16 protein-coding genes and 1 pseudogene are annotated in these 19,856 nt (G+C 64.0%); 5 read left to right on the top strand and 12 right to left on the bottom strand.

From position 1 onward, the window contains the following. Window positions 1–42 precede the first annotated feature (42 nt). Window positions 43–2,742, bottom strand: coding sequence for an HAD-IC family P-type ATPase (locus tag HII33_RS00075; RefSeq protein WP_179393766.1), 2,700 nt, complete (start codon window positions 2,740–2,742; stop codon window positions 43–45). A 301-nt stretch (window positions 2,743–3,043) separates the two neighbouring features. Between HII33_RS00075 and HII33_RS00080 the strand changes: the two genes are divergently transcribed. Further along, a complete protein-coding gene (locus tag HII33_RS00080) occupies window positions 3,044–4,432 on the top strand; it encodes a TrkH family potassium uptake protein (protein ID WP_179393767.1) in 1,389 nt (462 codons plus the stop codon). 18 nt (window positions 4,433–4,450) lie between these two features. Next, window positions 4,451–5,086, top strand: a complete 636-nt coding sequence (locus HII33_RS13925) for an NAD-binding protein (RefSeq protein ID WP_179393768.1) — start codon at window positions 4,451–4,453, stop codon at window positions 5,084–5,086. A 196-nt stretch (window positions 5,087–5,282) separates the two neighbouring features. Here HII33_RS13925 and HII33_RS00090 read toward each other — a convergent pair whose 3' ends face one another. The 6 genes from HII33_RS00090 to HII33_RS00115 form a co-directional block, all read right to left on the bottom strand. After that, entirely contained in the window at window positions 5,283–5,666 is a 384-nt protein-coding gene (locus tag HII33_RS00090; protein ID WP_179393769.1) for a DUF805 domain-containing protein, read from the bottom strand. A gap of 24 nt (window positions 5,667–5,690) precedes the next feature. After that, window positions 5,691–6,206: an HdeD family acid-resistance protein gene (locus HII33_RS00095; protein WP_179393770.1), complete on the bottom strand. Its 516-nt coding sequence runs from the start codon at window positions 6,204–6,206 to the stop codon at window positions 5,691–5,693. A gap of 193 nt (window positions 6,207–6,399) precedes the next feature. Then, window positions 6,400–6,729, bottom strand: a complete 330-nt coding sequence (locus HII33_RS00100; protein ID WP_343036813.1) for an AzlD domain-containing protein — start codon at window positions 6,727–6,729, stop codon at window positions 6,400–6,402. Further along, the gene (locus HII33_RS00105) at window positions 6,719–7,426 is read right to left on the bottom strand and encodes an AzlC family ABC transporter permease (RefSeq protein WP_179393771.1); all 708 of its coding nucleotides are present in this window, start codon (window positions 7,424–7,426) and stop codon (window positions 6,719–6,721) included. The genes HII33_RS00100 and HII33_RS00105 overlap by 11 nt, the downstream gene beginning before the upstream one ends. Before the next feature lie 192 nt (window positions 7,427–7,618). Beyond that, window positions 7,619–8,893 carry an ABC transporter substrate-binding protein gene (locus HII33_RS00110; protein WP_179393772.1) on the bottom strand — a complete coding sequence of 425 codons (1,275 nt, stop codon included), beginning with the start codon at window positions 8,891–8,893 and terminating at the stop codon, window positions 7,619–7,621. Window positions 8,894–9,067: 174 nt separating this feature from the next. Next, on the bottom strand, window positions 9,068–10,006 hold the full coding sequence (locus tag HII33_RS00115; protein WP_179394671.1) for a 2-dehydropantoate 2-reductase: 939 nt from the start codon (window positions 10,004–10,006) through the stop codon (window positions 9,068–9,070). Window positions 10,007–10,108: 102 nt separating this feature from the next. On the opposite strand from HII33_RS00115, the gene HII33_RS00120 reads away from it, so the two are divergent. After that, window positions 10,109–10,837, top strand: coding sequence for a carbon-nitrogen hydrolase family protein (locus HII33_RS00120; RefSeq protein ID WP_179393773.1), 729 nt, complete (start codon window positions 10,109–10,111; stop codon window positions 10,835–10,837). A gap of 69 nt (window positions 10,838–10,906) precedes the next feature. On the opposite strand, the gene HII33_RS00125 is transcribed toward HII33_RS00120, so the two are convergent. Next, complete coding sequence (locus HII33_RS00125; protein WP_179393774.1) at window positions 10,907–12,313, bottom strand: PstS family phosphate ABC transporter substrate-binding protein; 1,407 nt, start codon at window positions 12,311–12,313, stop codon at window positions 10,907–10,909. 301 nt (window positions 12,314–12,614) lie between these two features. Between HII33_RS00125 and HII33_RS00130 the strand changes: the two genes are divergently transcribed. Continuing rightward, a complete protein-coding gene (locus tag HII33_RS00130; RefSeq protein ID WP_179393775.1) occupies window positions 12,615–13,190 on the top strand; it encodes a helix-turn-helix transcriptional regulator in 576 nt (191 codons plus the stop codon). A gap of 148 nt (window positions 13,191–13,338) precedes the next feature. Here the strand turns inward: HII33_RS00130 and HII33_RS00135 are convergent, their stop codons facing one another. The 4 genes and pseudogenes from HII33_RS00135 to HII33_RS00150 form a co-directional block, all read right to left on the bottom strand. Beyond that, window positions 13,339–15,240, bottom strand: a complete 1,902-nt coding sequence (locus tag HII33_RS00135) for an ABC transporter ATP-binding protein (protein WP_179393776.1) — start codon at window positions 15,238–15,240, stop codon at window positions 13,339–13,341. Next, on the bottom strand, window positions 15,230–17,053 hold the full coding sequence (locus HII33_RS00140; RefSeq protein ID WP_179394672.1) for an ABC transporter ATP-binding protein: 1,824 nt from the start codon (window positions 17,051–17,053) through the stop codon (window positions 15,230–15,232). The genes HII33_RS00135 and HII33_RS00140 overlap by 11 nt, the downstream gene beginning before the upstream one ends. Before the next feature lie 63 nt (window positions 17,054–17,116). After that, window positions 17,117–17,934: pseudogene (locus tag HII33_RS00145) on the bottom strand (sensor histidine kinase); the annotation flags it as partial. A gap of 283 nt (window positions 17,935–18,217) precedes the next feature. Then, on the bottom strand, window positions 18,218–18,820 hold the full coding sequence (locus tag HII33_RS00150; RefSeq protein ID WP_343036814.1) for a LytR/AlgR family response regulator transcription factor: 603 nt from the start codon (window positions 18,818–18,820) through the stop codon (window positions 18,218–18,220). Between the two features lie 179 nt (window positions 18,821–18,999). On the opposite strand from HII33_RS00150, the gene HII33_RS00155 reads away from it, so the two are divergent. After that, window positions 19,000–19,452, top strand: coding sequence for an NUDIX hydrolase (locus HII33_RS00155; protein ID WP_179393777.1), 453 nt, complete (start codon window positions 19,000–19,002; stop codon window positions 19,450–19,452). Window positions 19,453–19,856 lie beyond the last annotated feature (404 nt).

Here is a 19,856-nt window from a genome sequence, read left to right on the forward strand (position 1 = left end):
CGGCGGCCAACGCAGGGGGCGCAGATCAAGTCGTGACTTGGCTCACAAGGCCGCGGCGCTGCGGTGCGCCGCAAATTTGCGCAGCCCCATGCGGATCAGCTTGTCGGCCTCGGTCACCAGCAGGGTGATGAAGCCGACCGCCACAGCGATGCCCCACTCGCGCAGGGACATGCCGGCGGTGACGAAGACGCCTTGCATGAACGGGACATAAGTCAAGGCCAGCTGCAGGACCATCATCGCCCCGATGATCGCAAAGGCGGCGGGGTTGCTGAAGAACTGCTTCGAGAAGGCCAAGGCGTGGGTGCGGATGTTGAACAGGTAGAAGATCTTACCCAGGATGATGATGTTGACCATCATGGTGCTGGCGGTGACCGCATCGACGTATCCGTTATCCAACAGGAAGTCGTGCGCCCAAAGGCCCAGCCCCGAGATCATGATCGAGACGTAGATCAGCTGGAAGACGTCGTGCTTGTTCATCATGCTGGCCCCGTTCGGGCGCGGCGGGCGGGTCATCAACCCGTCTTCGGCCGGCTCGAAGATGAAGGCCAGCTGGATCGTGATGGCCGAGACCATGTTGATCCACAGCATCTGGCTCGCGTTCAGCGGCATGTCGTCTTGAGTCAGGATGGTGAAGGCGATCACCAGTCCCTCGGCAAAACTGGTCGGGAGCAGGAACAGGATACTCTTCTTGATATTGTCGTAGATCCGGCGACCTTGCGCGATCGCACGTTCCATGGTCGTGAACTTATCGTCGGTCAGGATCATGTCAGCGGCGTCCTTGGCGACGTCTGTCCCGGACTTCCCCATCGCGACGCCGATGTCGGCCTTCTTCAAGGCCGGGGCGTCGTTGACCCCGTCGCCGACCATCGCGGTGACGTTACCGGCGTCTTGCAGCGCGGTGATGATCGCAAGCTTATCCGCCGGCGTGGTGCGGGCGAACACGTCCGCCGACACCATTTCGCGCGTACGGTCCTCCGGCGTCATCGCCGCCAGCTGGGTGCCGGCGACGACTTGCGGCTGCTCTGCGAGGCCCAGCGTCTTGGCGATCGCCATGGCGGTATCCGGGTTATCCCCGGTGATCATGCGCACCTTGACGCCGGCGCGGCGCATGGTGCGGATCGACTGGATCACTTCCTCACGCGGCGGGTCGATGATCGCCGCCAAGCCGAGGAAGTCCATCCCCGCCTGGCAAAAATCGATATCGATCGTCGAGACCGTCGCCGGCACCACCTTCGTGGCGACGGCGATCACGCGCTGCCCGTTTTGGCTATACTGCTTGGTCAAGTCGAGGTAGCGCTGCTCGTCGAACGCCGGATCAGCAGTCTTCGCCATCGGCAGCACCTTATCCGGCGAGCCCTTCAAGAAGACGCGCCGCGTGCCATCCGGGCAGACGACCAGCTTCGCCATGAAGCGGTAATCCGAGTCGAACGGCAGCATGTCCAGCTCTTCGTTCGTCGGGGCGTCCGTGAAGGCCTTGTGGTAGGCGGTCAAAAAGGCCCCATCCGTCGGCTCCCCGTTGATCTGGTACTCGCCGTCGATCTCGGCCAGCGTCGTGTCGTTGGCCTCATAGCCCGCGACCAGCAGCATGGTCAAGTCGGGGTGGCTGGCGACGTCAAGCGTCGCCCCGTCGAGGGTGAATTGCCCGGTCGGCGCGTAGCCGGTCCCGCTGACCGCGTACGTATGCGCCGGGGTGACGATCGCGGTGATCGTCATCTCGTTTTTCGTCAGCGTCCCGGTCTTATCCGTGGCGATGATATCGACGGAGCCCAGCGTCTCGACCCCCGGCATCGTCTTGACGATCGCGTGGTCGTGGCGCATCAGCTCCTTCATCCCGCGCGCCAGCACCACCGCGGTGGTGGCCGGCAGGCCTTCGGGCATCGAGCCGACGATCATCGTGACGATCGCCAGTGCCAGCGTGCCCAGCGTGTAGTGGCCGGACCACCAGCCCAACCCGAACAGCACGACCGCCGCCGCCAGGATCCCGTAGGACAACCCGGCCCCGAGCCCGTCGAGCTCGCGCATCAGCGGCGTCTTGCCGGTACGCACATCGGCGACGGCCTGGGAGATCTTCCCGATCTCCGTGTGCGTCCCCGTGGCGACGACCAGCCCCATCCCGGAACCGGACGCCACCGCGGTGGAGGCGAAGGCCATGTTGCGCTGTTCCGCCAGCGGGGTGTCCGCCGGCAGCGCGGCCACGTCCTTATCGACCGAGTTGCTCTCCCCGGTCAGGGACGCTTCTTGCATCGATAGATTATCGACATCAAACAGCCGGAGGTCGGCCGGGACATTGTCCCCCGCCTCCAAGAACACGACGTCGCCCACGACCAGGTCGGCCGTGTCCACGTCGATCCGCTGCCCGTCGCGGTACACCGTTGCGGTCTGGGCTAGCATCTGTTTGATCTTCTCCAATGCGTTGGACGCATTAGATTCCTGATAGTAGCCAATCACCGCGTTGATCACGATCACCAGTGCGATGATCACGGTATCCGTCATGTGACCCATTAACGTCGTCATAACAGCCGCCGCGATCAAAATATAGATGATCAGATTATTGAACTGGCGGATAAAGATGACCCACTTGGGTGTCGTGTGCGACTGCAAGGCGTTCGGCCCGTTGGTGGCCAGCCGTTGCGCGGCCTCCTGGCTGCTTAAGCCAGCCTCCAAGTCCGCGACCTTCAATTCTGCCTGCAAGTCGGCGACCTCCTCATGGGTCATCGGCCTCTGTTCAGCGGGATCGTCCATATACCATCATCCTTTTATCATTTATTTAGCGCCGTGCGCTAGGAAAATCCTCATGCTCTCATTTTACGGTACGGCTAATTTAGAAGCAATAGGGCTGAGGGGGGAAAAACGTGTCGCGCACACCGGCATGGGGGTGCAAATTCTCACCGGATCCGTCCCTGCCCCTTTGATTCCGGCGGGCGGTTTGCTAGAGTGGAAGTGTACGGCATGCCCCGAACGCCAGACGGACCGTTGGGCAAGCCGATCCCAGGATAGGCTGAGCTCGCGGGTCTCCCCGCGCCGGCTCACGAAAGGATCCATTATGGAAGATAAACACTGGCGCCTGTCTGCCCCACAGGCGATCTTGATCAGTTTTGCGGCGATGATCGCCGTCGGGACGGGCCTGTTGACCCTGCCGTGGGCCAGCCAGGACGGGCAGTCGATCGGCTGGCTCAACGCGCTGTTCACCGCGACGAGTGCCAACTGCGTGACGGGGCTGGTCGTCGTGAACACGATGCAGCACTGGACGCTGTTCGGCCAACTCGTGATCCTCGCCTTGATCCAGCTCGGCGGGATCGGCTTCATCACCGTGGTCACCGGCGCGCTGATCGTGTTTCGCCGCCGCATCGGCCTGCGTCAGCGGCTGACGATCCAGACAATGTTCAACCAGAACACCCTGGGCGGGATGACCCGCTTGGTCCTGCGTGTGCTGCGCTACACCGCAGCGATCGAGGGCCTGGGCGCCGTACTGCTGACGGCGGGGTTCCTGTCCGCCGACCGCGGCTACACGTTCGGTGAGGCGCTGTGGTACGGCGTGTTTCACGCGATCTCCGCGTTTTGCAACGCCGGGTTCGACATCGTCGGGGTCAACTCGCTGGTCGAATTCTCAGGTAACTGGCTGATCAATCTGACCGTGATGGCGCTGATCACGCTGGGCGGCCTCGGCTTCACCGTGCTCCACGAGCTGCGCCACCTGCTCACCCACCGCCGCCGGCCGCTACGCGTACGCTTGCACCACCTCAGCGTGCACACTAAGCTGGTCTGCTGGGTCAGCCTCGGCCTGTTCGTCGGCGGGACCCTGCTGTTCGCCCTGCTGGAGTGGCACAACGCGAAGACGCTCGGGGCCTTCTCGACGCCGCAAAAATGGCTCGCGGCCGCGTTCGAATCCGTCACGCTGCGCACCGCCGGCTTCCTGACCGTCGACCAGGGCCAGCTGACCGACTTCAGCAAGCTGCTCGCCTCGGGCCTGATGTTCGTCGGCGGCTCGCCTGCCGGGACCGCCGGGGGGATCAAAACGATCACCCTTGCGGTGCTCGGCGCGGCGGTCCTGTCCGCGCTGCGCGGCCACGCCACCCTGGTCGTGTTCGACCGGCAACTGCCGCTGGCGGTCTTGCAAAAGGCGCTGGCGATCGTCGGCACCCTGCTGGTGGTCGTCGCCGTCGCCGTCTTGATCCTGAATTTTTCCGAGGTGCACAACGCCTTTCACCCCAAACTGCTCGACTTGCTCTTCGAAGTCACGAGCGCCGCGGGTACCGTCGGGCTGACCACTGGGATGACCCCAACGCTGTCCCCGCTGGGTAAGCTCGTCATCGCCGCGTGCATGTTCATTGGGCGCCTGTCACCGCTGACCATCGCCGTGGCGCTGAACACCCGGCTGGACGCGCACCCGCACACCATCACCTACCCGACCGAGAATGTCATTGTCGGGTGATCCCAGAGGAGGTTCCACGTGAAACAAGCGCAAGCACACTCATTCGCCGTCTTCGGCCTCGGCCGCTTCGGCACCAGTATCGTTGAACATCTCGCGCAAAGCGACGCAGAGATCCTCGCCGTCGATCGCAACTTGGCGCGCGTCGAGGCTGTCGCCGACCGGGTCGACCAGGCCGTTGCGGGGGACGCAAGCGACGAGGAGTTCCTGCGCCGCGTCGCGCTCGAACACTTCGACGTCGTGGTCTTCGCCATGGGTGAGGACTTCGAGTCCAGCGTCATGGGCACCATGTTGGCCAAAGAACTCGGCTGCCCCCGCGTCGTCGTCAAGGCGCTCGACCCGCGCCAGGCCCGCATCCTGACCCGCATCGGCGCCGATCAGGTCGTCTTACCGGAAGTCGAGATGGGCGCCAAGATCGCCAAGAGCCTCGTCAATGCCAACATCCTCGACGTGTTCGACCAGATCGATGGCATCGACATCACTGAGCGGCGCCCCGACCCTAGCTGGCTCGGCAAGACCCTGGCCGAAGCCGACATCCGCCGCACCGCCCAAGTCGAGGTCCTGGCCCTGATCCGCAACGGCCACACCCAGATCCCCGTCAATATCGACACGATCCTGGCGCCCGGCGACGTGCTCCTGACCGTCGACAGCCACTGACGCAGCGGGCGCCAACCGCGGCTTGAGCCCAGCGTCTAGCGGCTGAGGCATCAACCAGTTTTAGGCCAAAGTATAAGCGTGGCCCTCCGTAAAACCCAAACTTGCTTGGGCTTTGCTGAGGGCCACGCTTATATGGCTTGCTTTGCCGGTTCAACCACCGTGAGTGGCGGGCAGCGATGCCGAACGGGCCCGGTGGTCATGCGCCTTCGGTGGCCCGCCAGCGCGAGTTCGCCTTGCCTGGCAGCAGCGTCAAGACAAAGTACCAAAGCGTCCCGATAAGCGGGATCAACTGCACGAGGTACCACCAGCCGCTGTGGTCGGTGTCGTGGAGCCGCCGAATGCTGACGGTCAGGCCCGCCAGCGCGACCAGAAGCACCACAACGTTGCGTACCGAGACGATGGTCAGGTCCCCGAAGGTGTAGATGTCCTCGATCGGGTGGCCGGTGATCGCTTGAATGAGCACGACGATGACGAATCCGAGCACGTGATTGATGAGGATCGGCCACCAGTAGTCGGACCGAGAGGCTGTGCCGTCAAGGATGAACATGTTGCGCCAGAAGCGCTGATAAGAGCGGATCATAGTCAAGACCTCCTCTGCTTGCGCTTAGAACGCGCGGGAGATGAGCAATACGCCCAGCACCAGCACCGACACGCCGACGATATAGGCGAGCCAGATCGCCCCGATCAGCGGGGTGAACAGGAGCGCGATCCCCGCGAGTAGGCCCAGGACCGCAAAGAAGGTGTGAAACCCGGGGTGCAGCGAGAGCCAGCTGACCTGAAGGGCCGAGATGGCTTCCATGATCAGCCAGAACGCCACGACATAGCCGAGAATGACGATCCCGGCCCCGGCGTTCGCCCAGAGGTAGATCGCCAGCACGATGTCGAGGAGCCCGTTCAGGAGCGGGAGCCACTGCGTTGTGTGGCTTTCATGGCGAGCCGAGAAGAACAGCGCCACGTTCATGATGCCACTGATCATCATGGCTAACGCGATGAACCAGACGATCTGCAAGAGGGCACCACCTGGGTGCATCAGGGCATCGATCCCGAGCACGAGCATCAACAACCCGAGGATAAAGCTGGGCCAGCGAAACGTGCGCCGGGTGGATTCAAAGTTTGACATATTGAGCGCCTCCAATAAGAATGAATTAGGTCACACCATCAGTTAAATATAACGAATGGCTTATGCGCAGGATACGACCTCTTCCATCTGGCGTCAACGGTGCCGCCTTAAAATCGCAAAAGTTGACTTTCGGCCCCCTTCTTGGCCGCACACCCCGGCCCAAGCCGCTGACTGAACGCGCCGGGTGCCCGCACTACGCCCAGCCCATGAACCGGATCACCGCCATGGCGAGCACCCCGACGACGACGACCGCCAGCAGGCTCTTGGTGAGGATCGCGGTCAGGATCGCCGGCAGCGACGCGCCGACATTCGGCCAGTTGATCGCCGGCCAGGCGCCGGGGCGTGCGATCAGCAGGCTCTCGACGAAGATCGCGGTCAGGATCGCGACCGGCACGAAGCTCAGGAATTGCAGCAGCCAACTCGGGAGTCGGACCGCTTTGACCAACAGGAACGGGACGACCTTCAGCAGCCACATCGCCAGGCCACAGGCGAGGATCGTGGTCAGCACATAGTTATTGGACACGTTTTTCCACCCCCATCCCGAACAGGCAACCGAGGACCGTGGCGATCAAGATCGCCGTCGTGCCGGGCACGACGCGCATCAACCCAAACAAAGCGACCGCCACGAAGCCGACCACGCCGAGGTGGCGCAGGAAGGGCTTGCTGCGGTCGGTGATCATCTGCATGTACAAGAGCCCGATGAACATCGCCACGGCGGCAAAATCCAGCCCCAGCGCCTTGGCGTCCGGGATCATTGTGCCGATCAAGGCGCCGAGCACGGTCGCCGCGGCCCACACGAGGTAAGCGGTCAGATTGGCCGCGTGGAACCACGCTGGGCGCAGCTTATGCCCGGTCACGTTCAGCTTGTTCATCGACAGCGCGAAGGTCTCATCGGTCAACAGCGTCCCGATTAGAATGTTCTGCAACGTCGATTCCCGCTTCAGGTACGGCGCCACGGTCATACTCATCAGACTCATGCGCGCATGGATCAAGATCGCCGAGGCGACCATCGCGCCGACTGGGCTCGACGCCGCCAGCATGCTGGCGAGCACGAACTGCACCGACCCGCCGTAGACGATCAGCGACATCGCCAGCACCAGCCACACGCTGATGCCACTGGTGTGCGCGACGATGCCGAACGCCAGGCCGACGCCGATGTAGCCGAACACGGTCGGTAGCACGTCCTTCAAGCCGGTCCGAAAATCCAAATCTTGCGTCATCAGGCTGCCTCCTTTTTTGGTGAGAAAGTGATTAGAACCAGTGTACCAATCACAGACGCGAATGCAAGGGGCAACACAAAGGGGCCGTGACTTTGATCACGGCCCCATATTGATGCAAGACGATTCCAGCAGCGTGACGGGGCCAAAGGCGCATCTGGTCCCGCTTCTGTGTGACTGGGTCGCTGCCCGAGGTTACTTGGCCTCAGCCAAGATCCTCTCGGTCTGTTGCTGCAGCGCCGTGAATGCGGTCTTGCCCGGCGTCTGCTTGGTCAGCGTGCTGTCGACCGTCGTCAGCAAGGCGTTGCGGTAGTCCGTGTAACCCGCGAACACGGTGGACGCAAACGCCTGGGCCGAGGCGGCCGTGGCGGCCTTGAACGCCGGGTTCTGCTTGAGGTAGCGCTGGTAGGTCGCACTTGCCACGCCGGACTTGGTCACTGGCACGTAGCCGGACTTCGCCGCCCAGTAGCCCGCGTTCTTCGCCTTCAGCAGGAACTTCTGGAACGCCCATGCGCCGCGCCGCTGAGCCGCCGAGGCCCCTTTGAACAAGACGTTATCGTTCCCGTTCAGCGGGGTCCCGTTGTGCCCGTCGACCCCTGGGATCTGCGCCGTGCCCCAATGCAACGACTTCGGCGCCTGCCCCTGCAGGACTGGGATCGACGCCGAGCTGCCGATCGCGAAGACGGCCTGCCCGTTGATGAAGGCGTTCGTGAAGTAGCCATCTGCCCCCGCGGTGCGCAGGGTGCCCGCCTTGCGCAGCCGCAGCAGCGTGTCGACCGCCTGAAGTGTCGTCGGCGCTGCCAGGTTGGCCTGCCCGTCTGCGGTGATCAGTTGGCGACCGCTCTGTTGCGCCATCCCCTCCAGCACGACGTCGTAGGACTGATCCAGCGCCACAGCCGCGATCCCGGCCGCATGCAGCTTGGCGCCCATCGCCTCGATGTCGGCCCAGGTACGCGGCAACTTCAGCCCGTAGCGGGTCATCAGGTCCTGGTTGTAGAACAAGACGCTGGTGGACACCGAATACGGTAGGCCGTACGTCTTGCCGCGGTACTGCCCCGCCGCCAGGAAGCTCGGATAGAGGTCCGCGCGCTGCGCCGCGCTGAGCTTGTTGGCCCCCGCGGTCATCTCAGGGTCCCACGGGGTCAAAAAGTCATGGGCGACATAGTCCCCGATGTTCGTGTACGGCGCTTGCGCCATCGTCGGCAGCGTCTTGGACTTGGCCGCCGCCATGATCTTCTGCTGTAAGGCGTCGTAGCTGCCCTGCGACACCGCAACGACCTTGTAGTCGCGCTGACTCTTGTTGAAGTCATCGATCATCTTCTGCTGCGCCTTGTTCCAGTCCCCGGTCATCCGGTGCCAGTAGGTGATCTCCACCGGCTGATGCGCCGCCTGCTTCTGCTGCCCACACGCCGCCAGCACGCCCACCAGGGCCACGCCCAAGGTCAACCATTCACCAATTCGTTTTTTCATTCTCGCTCTCCTTAATCAGAGGTGTCTTGACACCTATGATTATCCATATCTGGCGCAAGAATGCAACGGGCGCCGCTCGGCCGTATCGGTTCCTTCCTTAGAGGCGCCCCCAAACTTTTTTGGCCACGCCCAAAAACGGCCTGATCGAATGCGATCAGACCGTTAGGCTTGGGGTCACTGGGCGTGGACCAGCTGCTCCTTGGCGTGGATCAACTGCGTCAGCATGGTGTTGTACGGCGTCGGGATACCGTGCTGTTGCCCCTTGCGCACCACTGCGCCATTGATGAAGTCGACCTCCGTCAGGCGGTGGTTGACGACCAGGTCCTGGTGCATCGACGGGTAGTGCGCGGCAATGTCCGCGGTGAATGTCTCCGCGACATGGTGGCAAACCTCATCTTGATCCAACGTGACACCGTCTGCCGCCGCGACGGTCGCGAACTCGGCGATGATCTCGCGCAAAAACGGGGTGGCCTCACGCGTCTGGCCTAGCTGGCCGATGTTGCAGTCGAGCAACGCGCACAGGCTGTTCAGCGTGCCGTTGACGCAGGCCTTGCGCCAGATCGAGGCCCGGACGTCCGGTGAGTACTTCGGGTTCAACCCCGCCTGCTTGAAGACCGAGACGACGTCCAGCGCGAACGCGTGACCCGCCGGGGCGAAGTTCTGGAGTTCGACTTCCCCGTCCCCGAGCAGCCGCACGTGCCCCGGCCCGGTCATGCCGGCCGTCCACATCGTGATCCCCAAGAGTAGATGGTCGCGCGCAACGAACTGGCCCAGTACGTCCTCATGCCCCAGCCCATTGAGCAGGCACAGCACATAGGTGTCCGGATGGATGATCGGCCGGATCTGGGCGAACATGTCGGCGAGTTGGTTGGACTTGGTGAAAGCGATGATCAGATCCGCCTGCACGCCGCTGGTCGCGATGTCGGCCGGCGTATAGATCGGCAGCTTCGCCACGACCGGCGTCCCGTTGAAGTCAGCCTGTAGCCCGTCGGCGCGGATCGCATCGACATTGGCCTGCCAGCCATCGACCAGCGTCACATCGGCGCCGCTGCGATGCAGCATCAAGGCGAACCGACTGCCCATGCCGCCAGCGCCTACGATCGTAATTTTCATCATGAATGACCTTCTTTCAAAGCCAGTGTAGCACACAACCGAAGCGAGTTCAGGCTCGCGCTGCGGTATACTTAAGCCATCTTGACTCAAGGAGCTGATCTCATGCGTTGTGCCCTGACCGCCGCCCCCAGCCTGAACGGCGCGCTGTCGCTGAACCGCCAGACGCTACACCGCTTCGTCCGCGCTAACGCCGGATGCGACTTTGTGTGCTTCGGCGAGGCCTTCCTGCAGGGCTTCGATGGCTTGACCTGGGCGCCCCTCACAGATCTGTCGCGCGGCCTCGCGCTGGACGGTCCCGAGCTTCAGGCGCTGGCCGCTTACGCCCGCGCACAGGCGACGGGGATCGCGACCGGTTACATCGAGCGTGACGGCGACACCCTGTACAGTAGCTACCTCGTCCTCGACCGCACCGGCCGACGCCTCGCCAACTACCGCCGGATCACCCCCGGCTGGCGCGAAGGGCACGTGGATCGCACCGTCTACCGCGAAGGCACCCAACCGGTCGCCTTCGACTACGCGGGGCACCGCATCGGTATCGGCCTGTGCGGAGACTTCTGGGACGCACCGGCCACCTTTGCGGCGCTAAGCGCCGATGTCACCCTCTGGCCGCTGTACATCAGCTACACCCCGGCGGAGTGGGCGGCCGGCGGCGCCGCTGAGTACGCCGCGCAAGCCGCCAAGGTCAGCGCACACGTGCTGATGATCAATGCCCTCACCCCCGGCGACGCGTACGGTGGGAGCTGCGCGTTCAAGGCCGGCCAGCGTGTCGCCGGGCTCCCGATGGGCGAACCAGGGACCTTGGTCGTGACATTGCCGGACGTGCCAGCGTGAGGTAGCCCCGGCCGCGTCGGCATGCCGTTTTGGGGTGCGCGCCTTGGGGCGAGCCGCGCCCTTGGCCACTTACCGGGCGATCGGCACGTAGCCGGTCTGACGGACCAACGCCTGACCCTGCTCACTTTGCAGCCACGTCAGCAACTGCCGCACTTGCGGGCGCTCATGCCCCGTCGTGACGGCGTACAGGTTCAGCGTATACGGATAGCGCCCGCTTTCGATGGTCTGCGTTGTCGGGGCCACGCCGTCCACCTTGAGCACGCGCAGGTCCTTGGTCTGCTGCATCCCCTGCGTGTAAAAGCGAAAGCTGTAGCCGAGGTCGTTGGGCCCGTTCTCGTAGTCCGCCACCGAAGCCAAGATCCCGCCCATCCCGTCGATCTCCTCCGCCTTCAGCGGCCGCGCCATCTTTTGCCCCCGCATCACCAACGCTTGCATGACGGTCTGGCTGCCCGAATTGGCCGGCCGCTGAAACGCCCGGATCCGGGCCAAGTGACCACCGAGGGCGTGCCAATTCGTGATCTTACGCTGATAGATCGCCTGGATCTGGCTGGTCGTCAGCCCCTTGATCACATTGTTGTGGGACACGAAGAAGATGAACGCTTCCCGCGCGATCGGCGTGTAATGAAAAGTGACGCCCGCCTGCTTGGCCGCCTGAAGCTCGGCCGGTGAGGGCTTGAACGCGAAGACAACCTCGCAGCGCTTGTGCACCAAATTGTCGTAAGCGGCATCGGTCTGGTTCAACTGCACCAACTGATCGATCTTGGTGCGGCCCATTCGCGGATACAGGGCCTGTGCCGCGCCTGCGTAGACGGGGTACGCCGCCGTGGCGCCGTCCAGCCGAGGCAATTGCCCCGTGAGTTGAACGGTCGGTCGAGCCACTCGCACCAATCGGCTGTGCTTGGCAAATGGCAAGTACTCATCCGTGTTCACCCCACTCGCAAGGTTGACCCGGTCAATGTAGCGCAGGTGGTGCTGATACTGACCGGCCCCGTACCAAGTGCCAAGCGCCACGAGCGCTAGGCCACTCACCGTGGCAAGGGGCGACCAGCGGATCACCGCCTTGCGCCGCACGGCCAGTACCATGACCGCGATGAGCGGCGCGCCAAAATTCACCAGCATCAGGACCGGCATGAACGCCGTGAGCTGGGCAAGGGCGGCGAGCAGTTCCGCTAGCCCGTAAAACGGGGTCACCAGCGGCGCCCAGCGCATGACGGCCTGCGCATAGCCATACTGGGCCAGCGTGAACAAGAGGCACCACGGTCCGAGTTCGGCCATCAAAATAGCGAGGTGTGGCGCGAGCATGCGCACCGCCGTGGCCGGTAAAGCGACCCGGTGATACCGCCACAACCAGAACAAGCTCGTCAAAATCACCGTCGGCACGAGCATCCACGGCATCACCGCGGCGAATGCCCCCAGTGTCCCAACGATCAGCGGCGCGGTGATGATCCCGTGCAGCAAACTACGCTTCCAATACATCTTGACCCCTCCTACTCGACCCTCACGCCAGGCCCAAGTGTCCCCGACCAGTACGCCCTGCTTCCAGTATACGCGCTATGTGTCGCACATCCAGTTAAGCCCCCTGTCGCCGGCATCGTTTAGTTGCCCGCCAGCTGGTCTGGCTTACCCGGTTGGCCCCAGGGCCAGCGGGGCGAGTCGCCGCGATCGATCATTTCCCGGGCAATATTCGGGGTGTCAAACACGTTTAGCCCTCGCCCACAGGGGTTTGATGGTAAACTCAACGTGACCCGGCGACAATGAGACCAAGGAGGGACGCTCAATGCAGATCGGCAACCAGATCCAAGCGAACCGCCAGCGGCTGGGGTTGACCCAGGACGCGCTGGCCGAGAAGCTCTACGTGTCGCGCCAGACGATCTCCAACTGGGAGAACGATCGGCACTACCCGGACATCGAGAATCTGCTGTTGCTGAGCACGCTATTCGGCGTCTCCCTGGACGAATTAGTCAAAGGAGATGTATCAATGATGAAGCATCAAGTGTTCACCCGAGACACCGACCGCGACGTCAAGCTGATGCTTGGCTTCTGCCTGGTCGGCGCGCTCGCAGTCGGTCCGTCGCTATTTCTCCCCGGTCACTGGGCCTTCCTCCCCCCAGCCGTGCTCTTTCTCCTCGCGTTCCTGGCCTCATTACGCCTCGAGCGGGCCAAAAAACAGGCGGATGTCCGCACCTACCAGGAGATCCTCGCCTTCATGGCCGGCGAGGACGTCACCACACTGCGGGCACAGCGTAACCGCTGGCACGAGACGTGGCAGACCGCCAAGATCGTGCTCGTCTTCAGCCTCGTCGGCGGCCTGATCGCCCTGCTGGCCAGCATCCCGTACGTGCTCTGGGGGTGACCCCCCCAACGTCAAGAAGCCAAGTGCCGGCGAGTGCCGGCACTTGGCTTCTTGGTCGTTCAGGCGTGCAACCGGCGCACACGCCGGGACTGGGCCTGTCAGTGTGTCCCGGCGCCATGTCCCCGCTTGCTGGCCGGGTGTGCGCCACTCACTCCGCCACGGTCGCCGCGGCTTCGTCTGCGGTGGCACGCTCGGCGGCGACCCGGTCGTCGGTGTAATACTGCGCCTGCGCGTTGAACAGGTCACGGTACAGGCCCGGCGTCGCCATCAGCGTGTCATGCGTCCCGTCTTGCACCAGATGGCCGTGGTCGAAGACAACGATACGCTGGGAGAAGCGCGTCGAGGACATCCGGTGAGAGATGTAGATCGCGGTCTTGTCCCCGATCAGCGCGTCGAAGCGCTGATAGATCTCGTACTCGGAGATCGGATCGAGCGCCGCGGTCGGCTCATCGAGGATCACGATCGGCGCATCCTTGTACCACGCGCGGGCGATCGCGAGCTTCTGCGCCTCCCCGCCGGAGATGTCGATGCCGGCCGGATCGAGCGCCTGGGTGATCGGGGTGTGCAGCCCCCGTGGCATCGCCGCCACACGGTCACGCACATCCGCGACGTCCAGCGCCTGCCAGACGCGCGCCTCATCCGGCGCGGTGCTGGCGGCAACGTTCTCGGCAATCGAGTAGGCGAACAGGCGAAAGTCCTGGAACACCACGCCCATCAGACTCTGGTATTCGTCTTCTGCGTACTTATTGATGTCGATGTCGTTGAGTGTGATCGTCCCTTCCGTCGGCCGGTACAGCCGCGTCAGCAGCAGGATCAACGTGGTCTTACCCGAACCGTTCGGCCCGACCACCGCCAGCCGCTCGCCGACGTGCAGGGTCAAGTCGACGTGCCGCAGTGCCCAAGTCTCGCTGCCGGGATAGCGGAAGGAGACGTCATTGACGCGCAGCTCGAAGTCGTTATCGTCACGTTTTTCCACCGGCAGGCTGCCGCTATCGACGGCGTCCGGCATGGCAAAGAAGCTGACGTAGTACTGGAGGTAGTCGACCATGTTGTTGTACCAGCCGACCTCGCCGATGAAGTCATTGAACGCCGCCATGAACTGCTGGAAGTAGCCGACCGCGATCAGCACGGTGCCGATGGCGATCCCGCCGCCGACGGCCTGCAAGCCGATCAAGACGTAGAGTCCCCCGACAAGGAGGTTGAAGGCGATGTTCGGGATCAGCGTGTACTGCAAGTAGCCCAGCTGCCCATACCAGTAGTTGTCGTTGCCGGCTTGCTGTTCCACTTCCTCGGCCGCCATGACCAGCTGGTCCGCCCCGTAGAGCCGGGTCAGCTCCCCGTGCTTGAAGTCCTCGACGAAGTTCGTGAAGTACGTGAAGCTGCGGTTGTGAGCCAGGATGCTACTGATCATCTCCCGCTGGCGGGTACTGGCGCGCCCGACCGCCCAACTGCCGACCACCAGCGGCAGCGCCAGCAGCACGACCAGCACCACCGGATACCACGGCGTGTTGAACAGTGGCGCCCCGATCGCGGCCGCCTGCACGTGCCCCCGCGCCAGTGTCACGAGGGTCCCGACCGCCAGCACCGTGGCGATCAGCAGCGAGAACGCCTGCCGGAAGCCGTTCTCCAGCAGCCCGGTCATCCCACCGTTCATCGCGGTCCCGCGCCGGACCCCTTCATACGCCTCACGCATCTCGGTCGATTGAAAATCCGGGAAGCTGATCGTCAATAGCTTCTCTGTCGTCCGCGCATCCAGCCGGTCGTTCACCAGCTCGGTGTGGTCCGCCGCCAGTTTTTTCATCCACCCATTCAGCCCGGTCAGCGCGAAGCGCAGCACGAGAAAGCCGATCAGTAGCGCGAGTAGCCGTTCGCGCGCCAGGTGCGCCTGCAAGGCGATCAGCAGCATGCCGAGGAACCCGATGTTCAGGTACGGCACCGCGATGCTCGTCAGCGCGTACCCGAACTGCGCAGGCAGCGCCACCTTATCCAGCGCGGTCACGACCTTTACGATCGCCCAATACCGCTGTACCAGATGCTTCTCAGTCTTCATCTGCGGTCACCTCCTGCTGGTAATACTTGCTCTGCACGCAATACATCTGGGCGTAATCGCCGTCTTGGGCCATGAGCGCCGCGTGGCTCCCCTGCGCCGTGATCCGCCCGTTGGCCAGGACGATGATCCGGTCGCAAAAGCGGGTCGAGGCCAGCCGGTGCGAGATGAACAGCGCCGATTTGTGCGCCGTCAGCTGTGCGTACTCGGTGTAGATCTCGTTTTCGGCCAGCGGGTCCAGCGCGGCGGTCGGCTCGTCCAGGATCAAGACCGGCGCGTCCTTGTACAGTGCCCGCGCCAGCATCAGCTTCTGTAGCTGACCGCCGGAGAACTCGACCCCGTCGTCGTCAATGTTGCGTGTCATCTGGGTCTGGTCCCCTTGGGGCAGGCTGGCGACTTTATCGGCCAACCCCGCCTGCGCGAGGGCCTGCGTGACCCGCTGGGCATCGGGCGTCGCGGCCAGCGCCACGTTCTGGGCCACGGTCGTCGCCATCAGCTCGCTGGTCTGAAACACCGGGGCGAACAGCGCGTACCGCGCGCTGGCTGGCAGCGTCGCGGCGTCGATCCCGTTGACCAGGATCCGCCCGCGCGTCGGGGTGAACAGCCCCATCATCAGCCGCGCCAGCGTGCTTTTGCCGGCGCCGTTGATCCCCACCAGTGCCAGCTTCTCGCCGCCGTGCATCGTGAACGAGAGGTCGACCAGACTGTCGGTCTCGGCGCCGGGGTAAGCGTAGGAGACGTGATCGAAGGTGATCTCGACCGGCCGTTGGGCCAGTGCGGCCTGCTGGGCCGGCGTGACCGTCCCGGTCTCAACATCGGCCATGTCATAAAAAGCGCGCAGCTCCTGCAGGTCTAGGCTCGCCTTCGTCAGCCGGTCCCAGTCCGCCAGCAGCCGACTGGTCAGCGCGACGAACTGGTTCGTCACCCCGAACAGGAGCGTGAAGCGGCTCAGACTGAGCGTCCCCGCCGCGACGCCAAGGATCAGCGTCCCGTACGCCACCGCGTCGCGGATCAACCCGGCGAACTCCGCGATCATCTCGCTGAGCATCTCGCGCGTGCTGCGCTTACGCTGCCACGCCATCCGCGTGTCCACCAGCGCCTGGAAGTGGTCGTGGTACCAGCCATGCGTCTTGTACAAGCGCATGTCCTTGCCGTTCGCGAGCTCGTACGCCGTGCGCCGTAGGTAGTACTTCTGCTTGGCGGTCTTGCTCCATTCGCCCTTGTTCGCCGCGTACCAGTGCCGGTAGCGCTGCAGGGCCAGGTAGCTGATCGTGACGGCGAGCAGCACCAGGAACAGGACCAGCGGTGTGAACGCGCTCAGCGTGACCACAAAGATCAGCATCGTCAGCCCGTCGGCCAAGAGCATCTCAAGGCCGAAGAAGATCGCCTGCCCCCCGGCCAGGGTCCAGCTCAGGGCGTTGTCGTTCGCCCGGCTATACAGGTCCTGTGTCTCCGGCCGGATCAGGGTCTGATAGTCCATCGCGAACGCGTCGCGGTGGGCGCGCAGCTGAAGTTTCCCGCGCAGGTTGCCACTGAAGTTATTGCCGTGCATATCGAAAAAATAATGCATGGCGGTCGCCCCGGCGACCGCCGCGGCCAGTCCCAGCGCGACGCCGACGTAGCGGTCGAAGTGCGCCGCAGTCGCCAGCAGCGCGACGAGCCACGCCGGTAGCGCGACGCTGACGATCCCGAGGATCGCGGTCGTCGCCACATAGCCTAGCAGACTCCACTGCAGGTTCGGTTGCGCTCGCCGCAACACGCCCCAGTACCAGCGCAAGTTGTTGGCCAGCGAGTACGGCACGTTTGATTTTGCCATGATGTTGCCCCCTTTATTTCCTGCCCTTACTGTACACAAAAAGCGCCGGGCTCGGCGCTTCTTCGCGTGAACGGTCATTCTGGCCGCGTAAGTGGGATGGCGATCTCAGTGACAAACACCGCATCTTCGTACTGGCGGTTGATCACCCCGCCGTAGCGTGCGACCAGCTGATTGATACGCCGAATGCCGAGGCCGCGCTTGTCGTTTTTGGTCGAGGCGAACTGCACATCGATCTGCTGATCGGCGGGCCGCGTGTTGGTCACGCTGATGTACAGCTGCTGCTTGAGGATCGCGATATAGACGCGCAGGCGCCGCAGTTCACCGGCCGGCTGCGCCTCGATCGCCTCCAGCGCGTTATCCAGCAGGTTGCCGACGATCACGACCAAGTCGAGGTCGTCGATCAGCGGCTGCGTGCCGACGAACACCTTCACGTTGGTCGGGATCTGCGCGCGTTCCGCCAGCGTCAGCTTCGCGTTGACGATCGCGTCGAGCACCGGATCGCCCGAGTGCACCAGCGTGTCCACGGTGTCGAGCTTGTCCTCCAGCGTGTCGAGGTACGCCTTCAGCGCCTGCAGGTGGTCATGGTAGTCGTGCCGCCAGCCGCGCATATTCGCATACAGCGACTGCACCTCCTGACTGTACTGCGCCATCATATGATCGAGGCTGACCGCGAACACCGCGTCTTGTTGGGCCAAGAACCTGGCGATCAGCGTTGCCAGCGTCAGCACCGCCAGGCACCCGGTGGCCGCGACCGCCAACAGCGCAACGCCATGGGTCAACCACAGACCCACCAGCGCGACGAGCACCAGCGCCCCCGCCAGGCCCCTCACGCGCCAGTGCCGCTGGCTCGCCCAGAGCAGCTCACCGCCGATCACCAGCACCGCAGCGACTGCGACGCGCGCCCCGACCCACGGGCTGAGTGCCGCCGCGAGCAGGAGCGTGCCCCCGCTGGCCCACGCCCGTGCCGGGCGGCGTTGCCGCCACGTCCAGCCCCAGCTCGCCAGCGCCGCGACCGCGAGCAGGCCGGCGACTGCCCCTGGCCACCGGCCCCAACCGATCACCCCCGCCAAGGCGAGGACTAGCCCGCTAGTCGCGACTTGGCCCCGCACCGGCGCCGCGTTCGCGAGCAGCTGGATCAGCGTCAGGCCTGCCAGCGCGAGTAAACTAGCGGTCATCATCAGCTAACCCCCGGTAGTGCGCGAAGAAGGCGGTTTTGACCCTGGTTTTTTGCTGGCGGGAAACCGGGTAGCGCGTGCCGTCCGCCATCTCGACGTCGTTGCCGGCCAGCCGCCGGATGAAGCTCAGGTTGACCACCACGGAGCGGTAGATCTGGATGAAGCCCGGCAGGTCGCGGTAGTCCTTGAGCTGCCCAGTCGCCGTCAGCGTCCGGTCCTGCAGGTGAAAGGCGAGGCTGTGGTCACCGACCTCGATCGCCATCAGGTCGAACAGCGGGACGCGCTGTGGCCCGTCGCTGGCCTCGACCAGCAGCGTCTGCACCGGCTGGCGCGCCGCGACCTTAGCCAACAAGCTGGTCACCTTCGCCGCCGTCAGCGGCTTCATCAGGTAGGCCAGCGCGTCGACGTCGTAGCCTTCGAAGACGTACTCGTCGTAGTTAGACACGAACGCCAGCGGCACCGTCGGCTCGACCGCCCGCACACTGCGCGCCAGCGCCATTCCGTCCATCCCCCCGAGACGGATGTCCAGCACCAGCAAGTCGAACGTCGCATGGGCGAAGCGGTAGGCCTCCGCCGACGCGAACCCCGTCACCTACACCGGCGCCGCTGGGGTACTGGCCGCCTCGAACAGCGCCGCGTTCGCGGCGCGGGTGCGGTCGTCATCTTCGATCAGCGCGATCTGCATCACGGTCACCTCCGTCATCATTAATCGAATTATAACACCCGGCCGCCACTTTTTCGGGTATGCTGGACACAAAAGGAGGCGTCTTGATGACTTACGGTTATATCAAAATGATCCGCGGCCTCGTCGGCCACACCCCGATCATCCTCAACTGCTGCGCCGGGATTCTGCTCAACGACCGCCACGAGGTACTGTTGAACCTGCGCACCGACACCGGCAACTGGAGCCTGCCCGGCGGCTACCTCGAGTACGGCGAAGGCTACGAGGAAGCGATCGTGCGCGAATACCAAGAAGATTCCGGCATCGCCGTCCGCGTCGCCAGTGCCGGGCAGCTGTTCGATAAAGGCGAGACCCGCTACCCTAACGGCGACGTCGCCCACACCATCGCGATGCTCTACCGCGTCGAGCAGATCGGTGGGGCCCCGCTGACTGCCCAGACCGATGAGACCGTCGAGGTGCGCTACTGGCCGTTCGACGCCCTCCCACCCCTTTTGAACCAGCAAAACGCCGACATGCTCGCATGGGCGGGGAAGAATTGGTGAATGCCCAGGGCGGAGCGGAGGCGTACTTAGGGCGACAGGTTGCCTAGTCAAGCACGTTGACCCCCAGGCCTGGGCGCGATGTGCTTATCGGAGTTAGACGCGCCCGCGTTGCGGGACCGCAGCTCGACGAGCCAGAGCGAAGGACTCGCGGGCTTAGCGGGACGGCTAGTCTCACTCAGTGCGTTGAGCCCGCACTTAGGCTCGACGTGCTGAGTGCAGCTAGCCGCGCCAGCGTTGCGGGTCCGCAGCTCGACGACCCAGAGCGGCGCAAGGCGGCCCCCGGGGCACTCGCTGCGACCACACGACCAATTTGAGATTGGGCGCGGCGGTGCGCCCCTGCTCGCCTCATTTGAAGCAATGCGCCAATTTAAAAATTGGTCGTGTGCCCCTCCGGCCCACGTCAA

The sequence above is a fragment of the Lacticaseibacillus absianus genome, from assembly GCF_013407595.1.
Taxonomy (GTDB): domain Bacteria; phylum Bacillota; class Bacilli; order Lactobacillales; family Lactobacillaceae; genus Lacticaseibacillus; species Lacticaseibacillus absianus.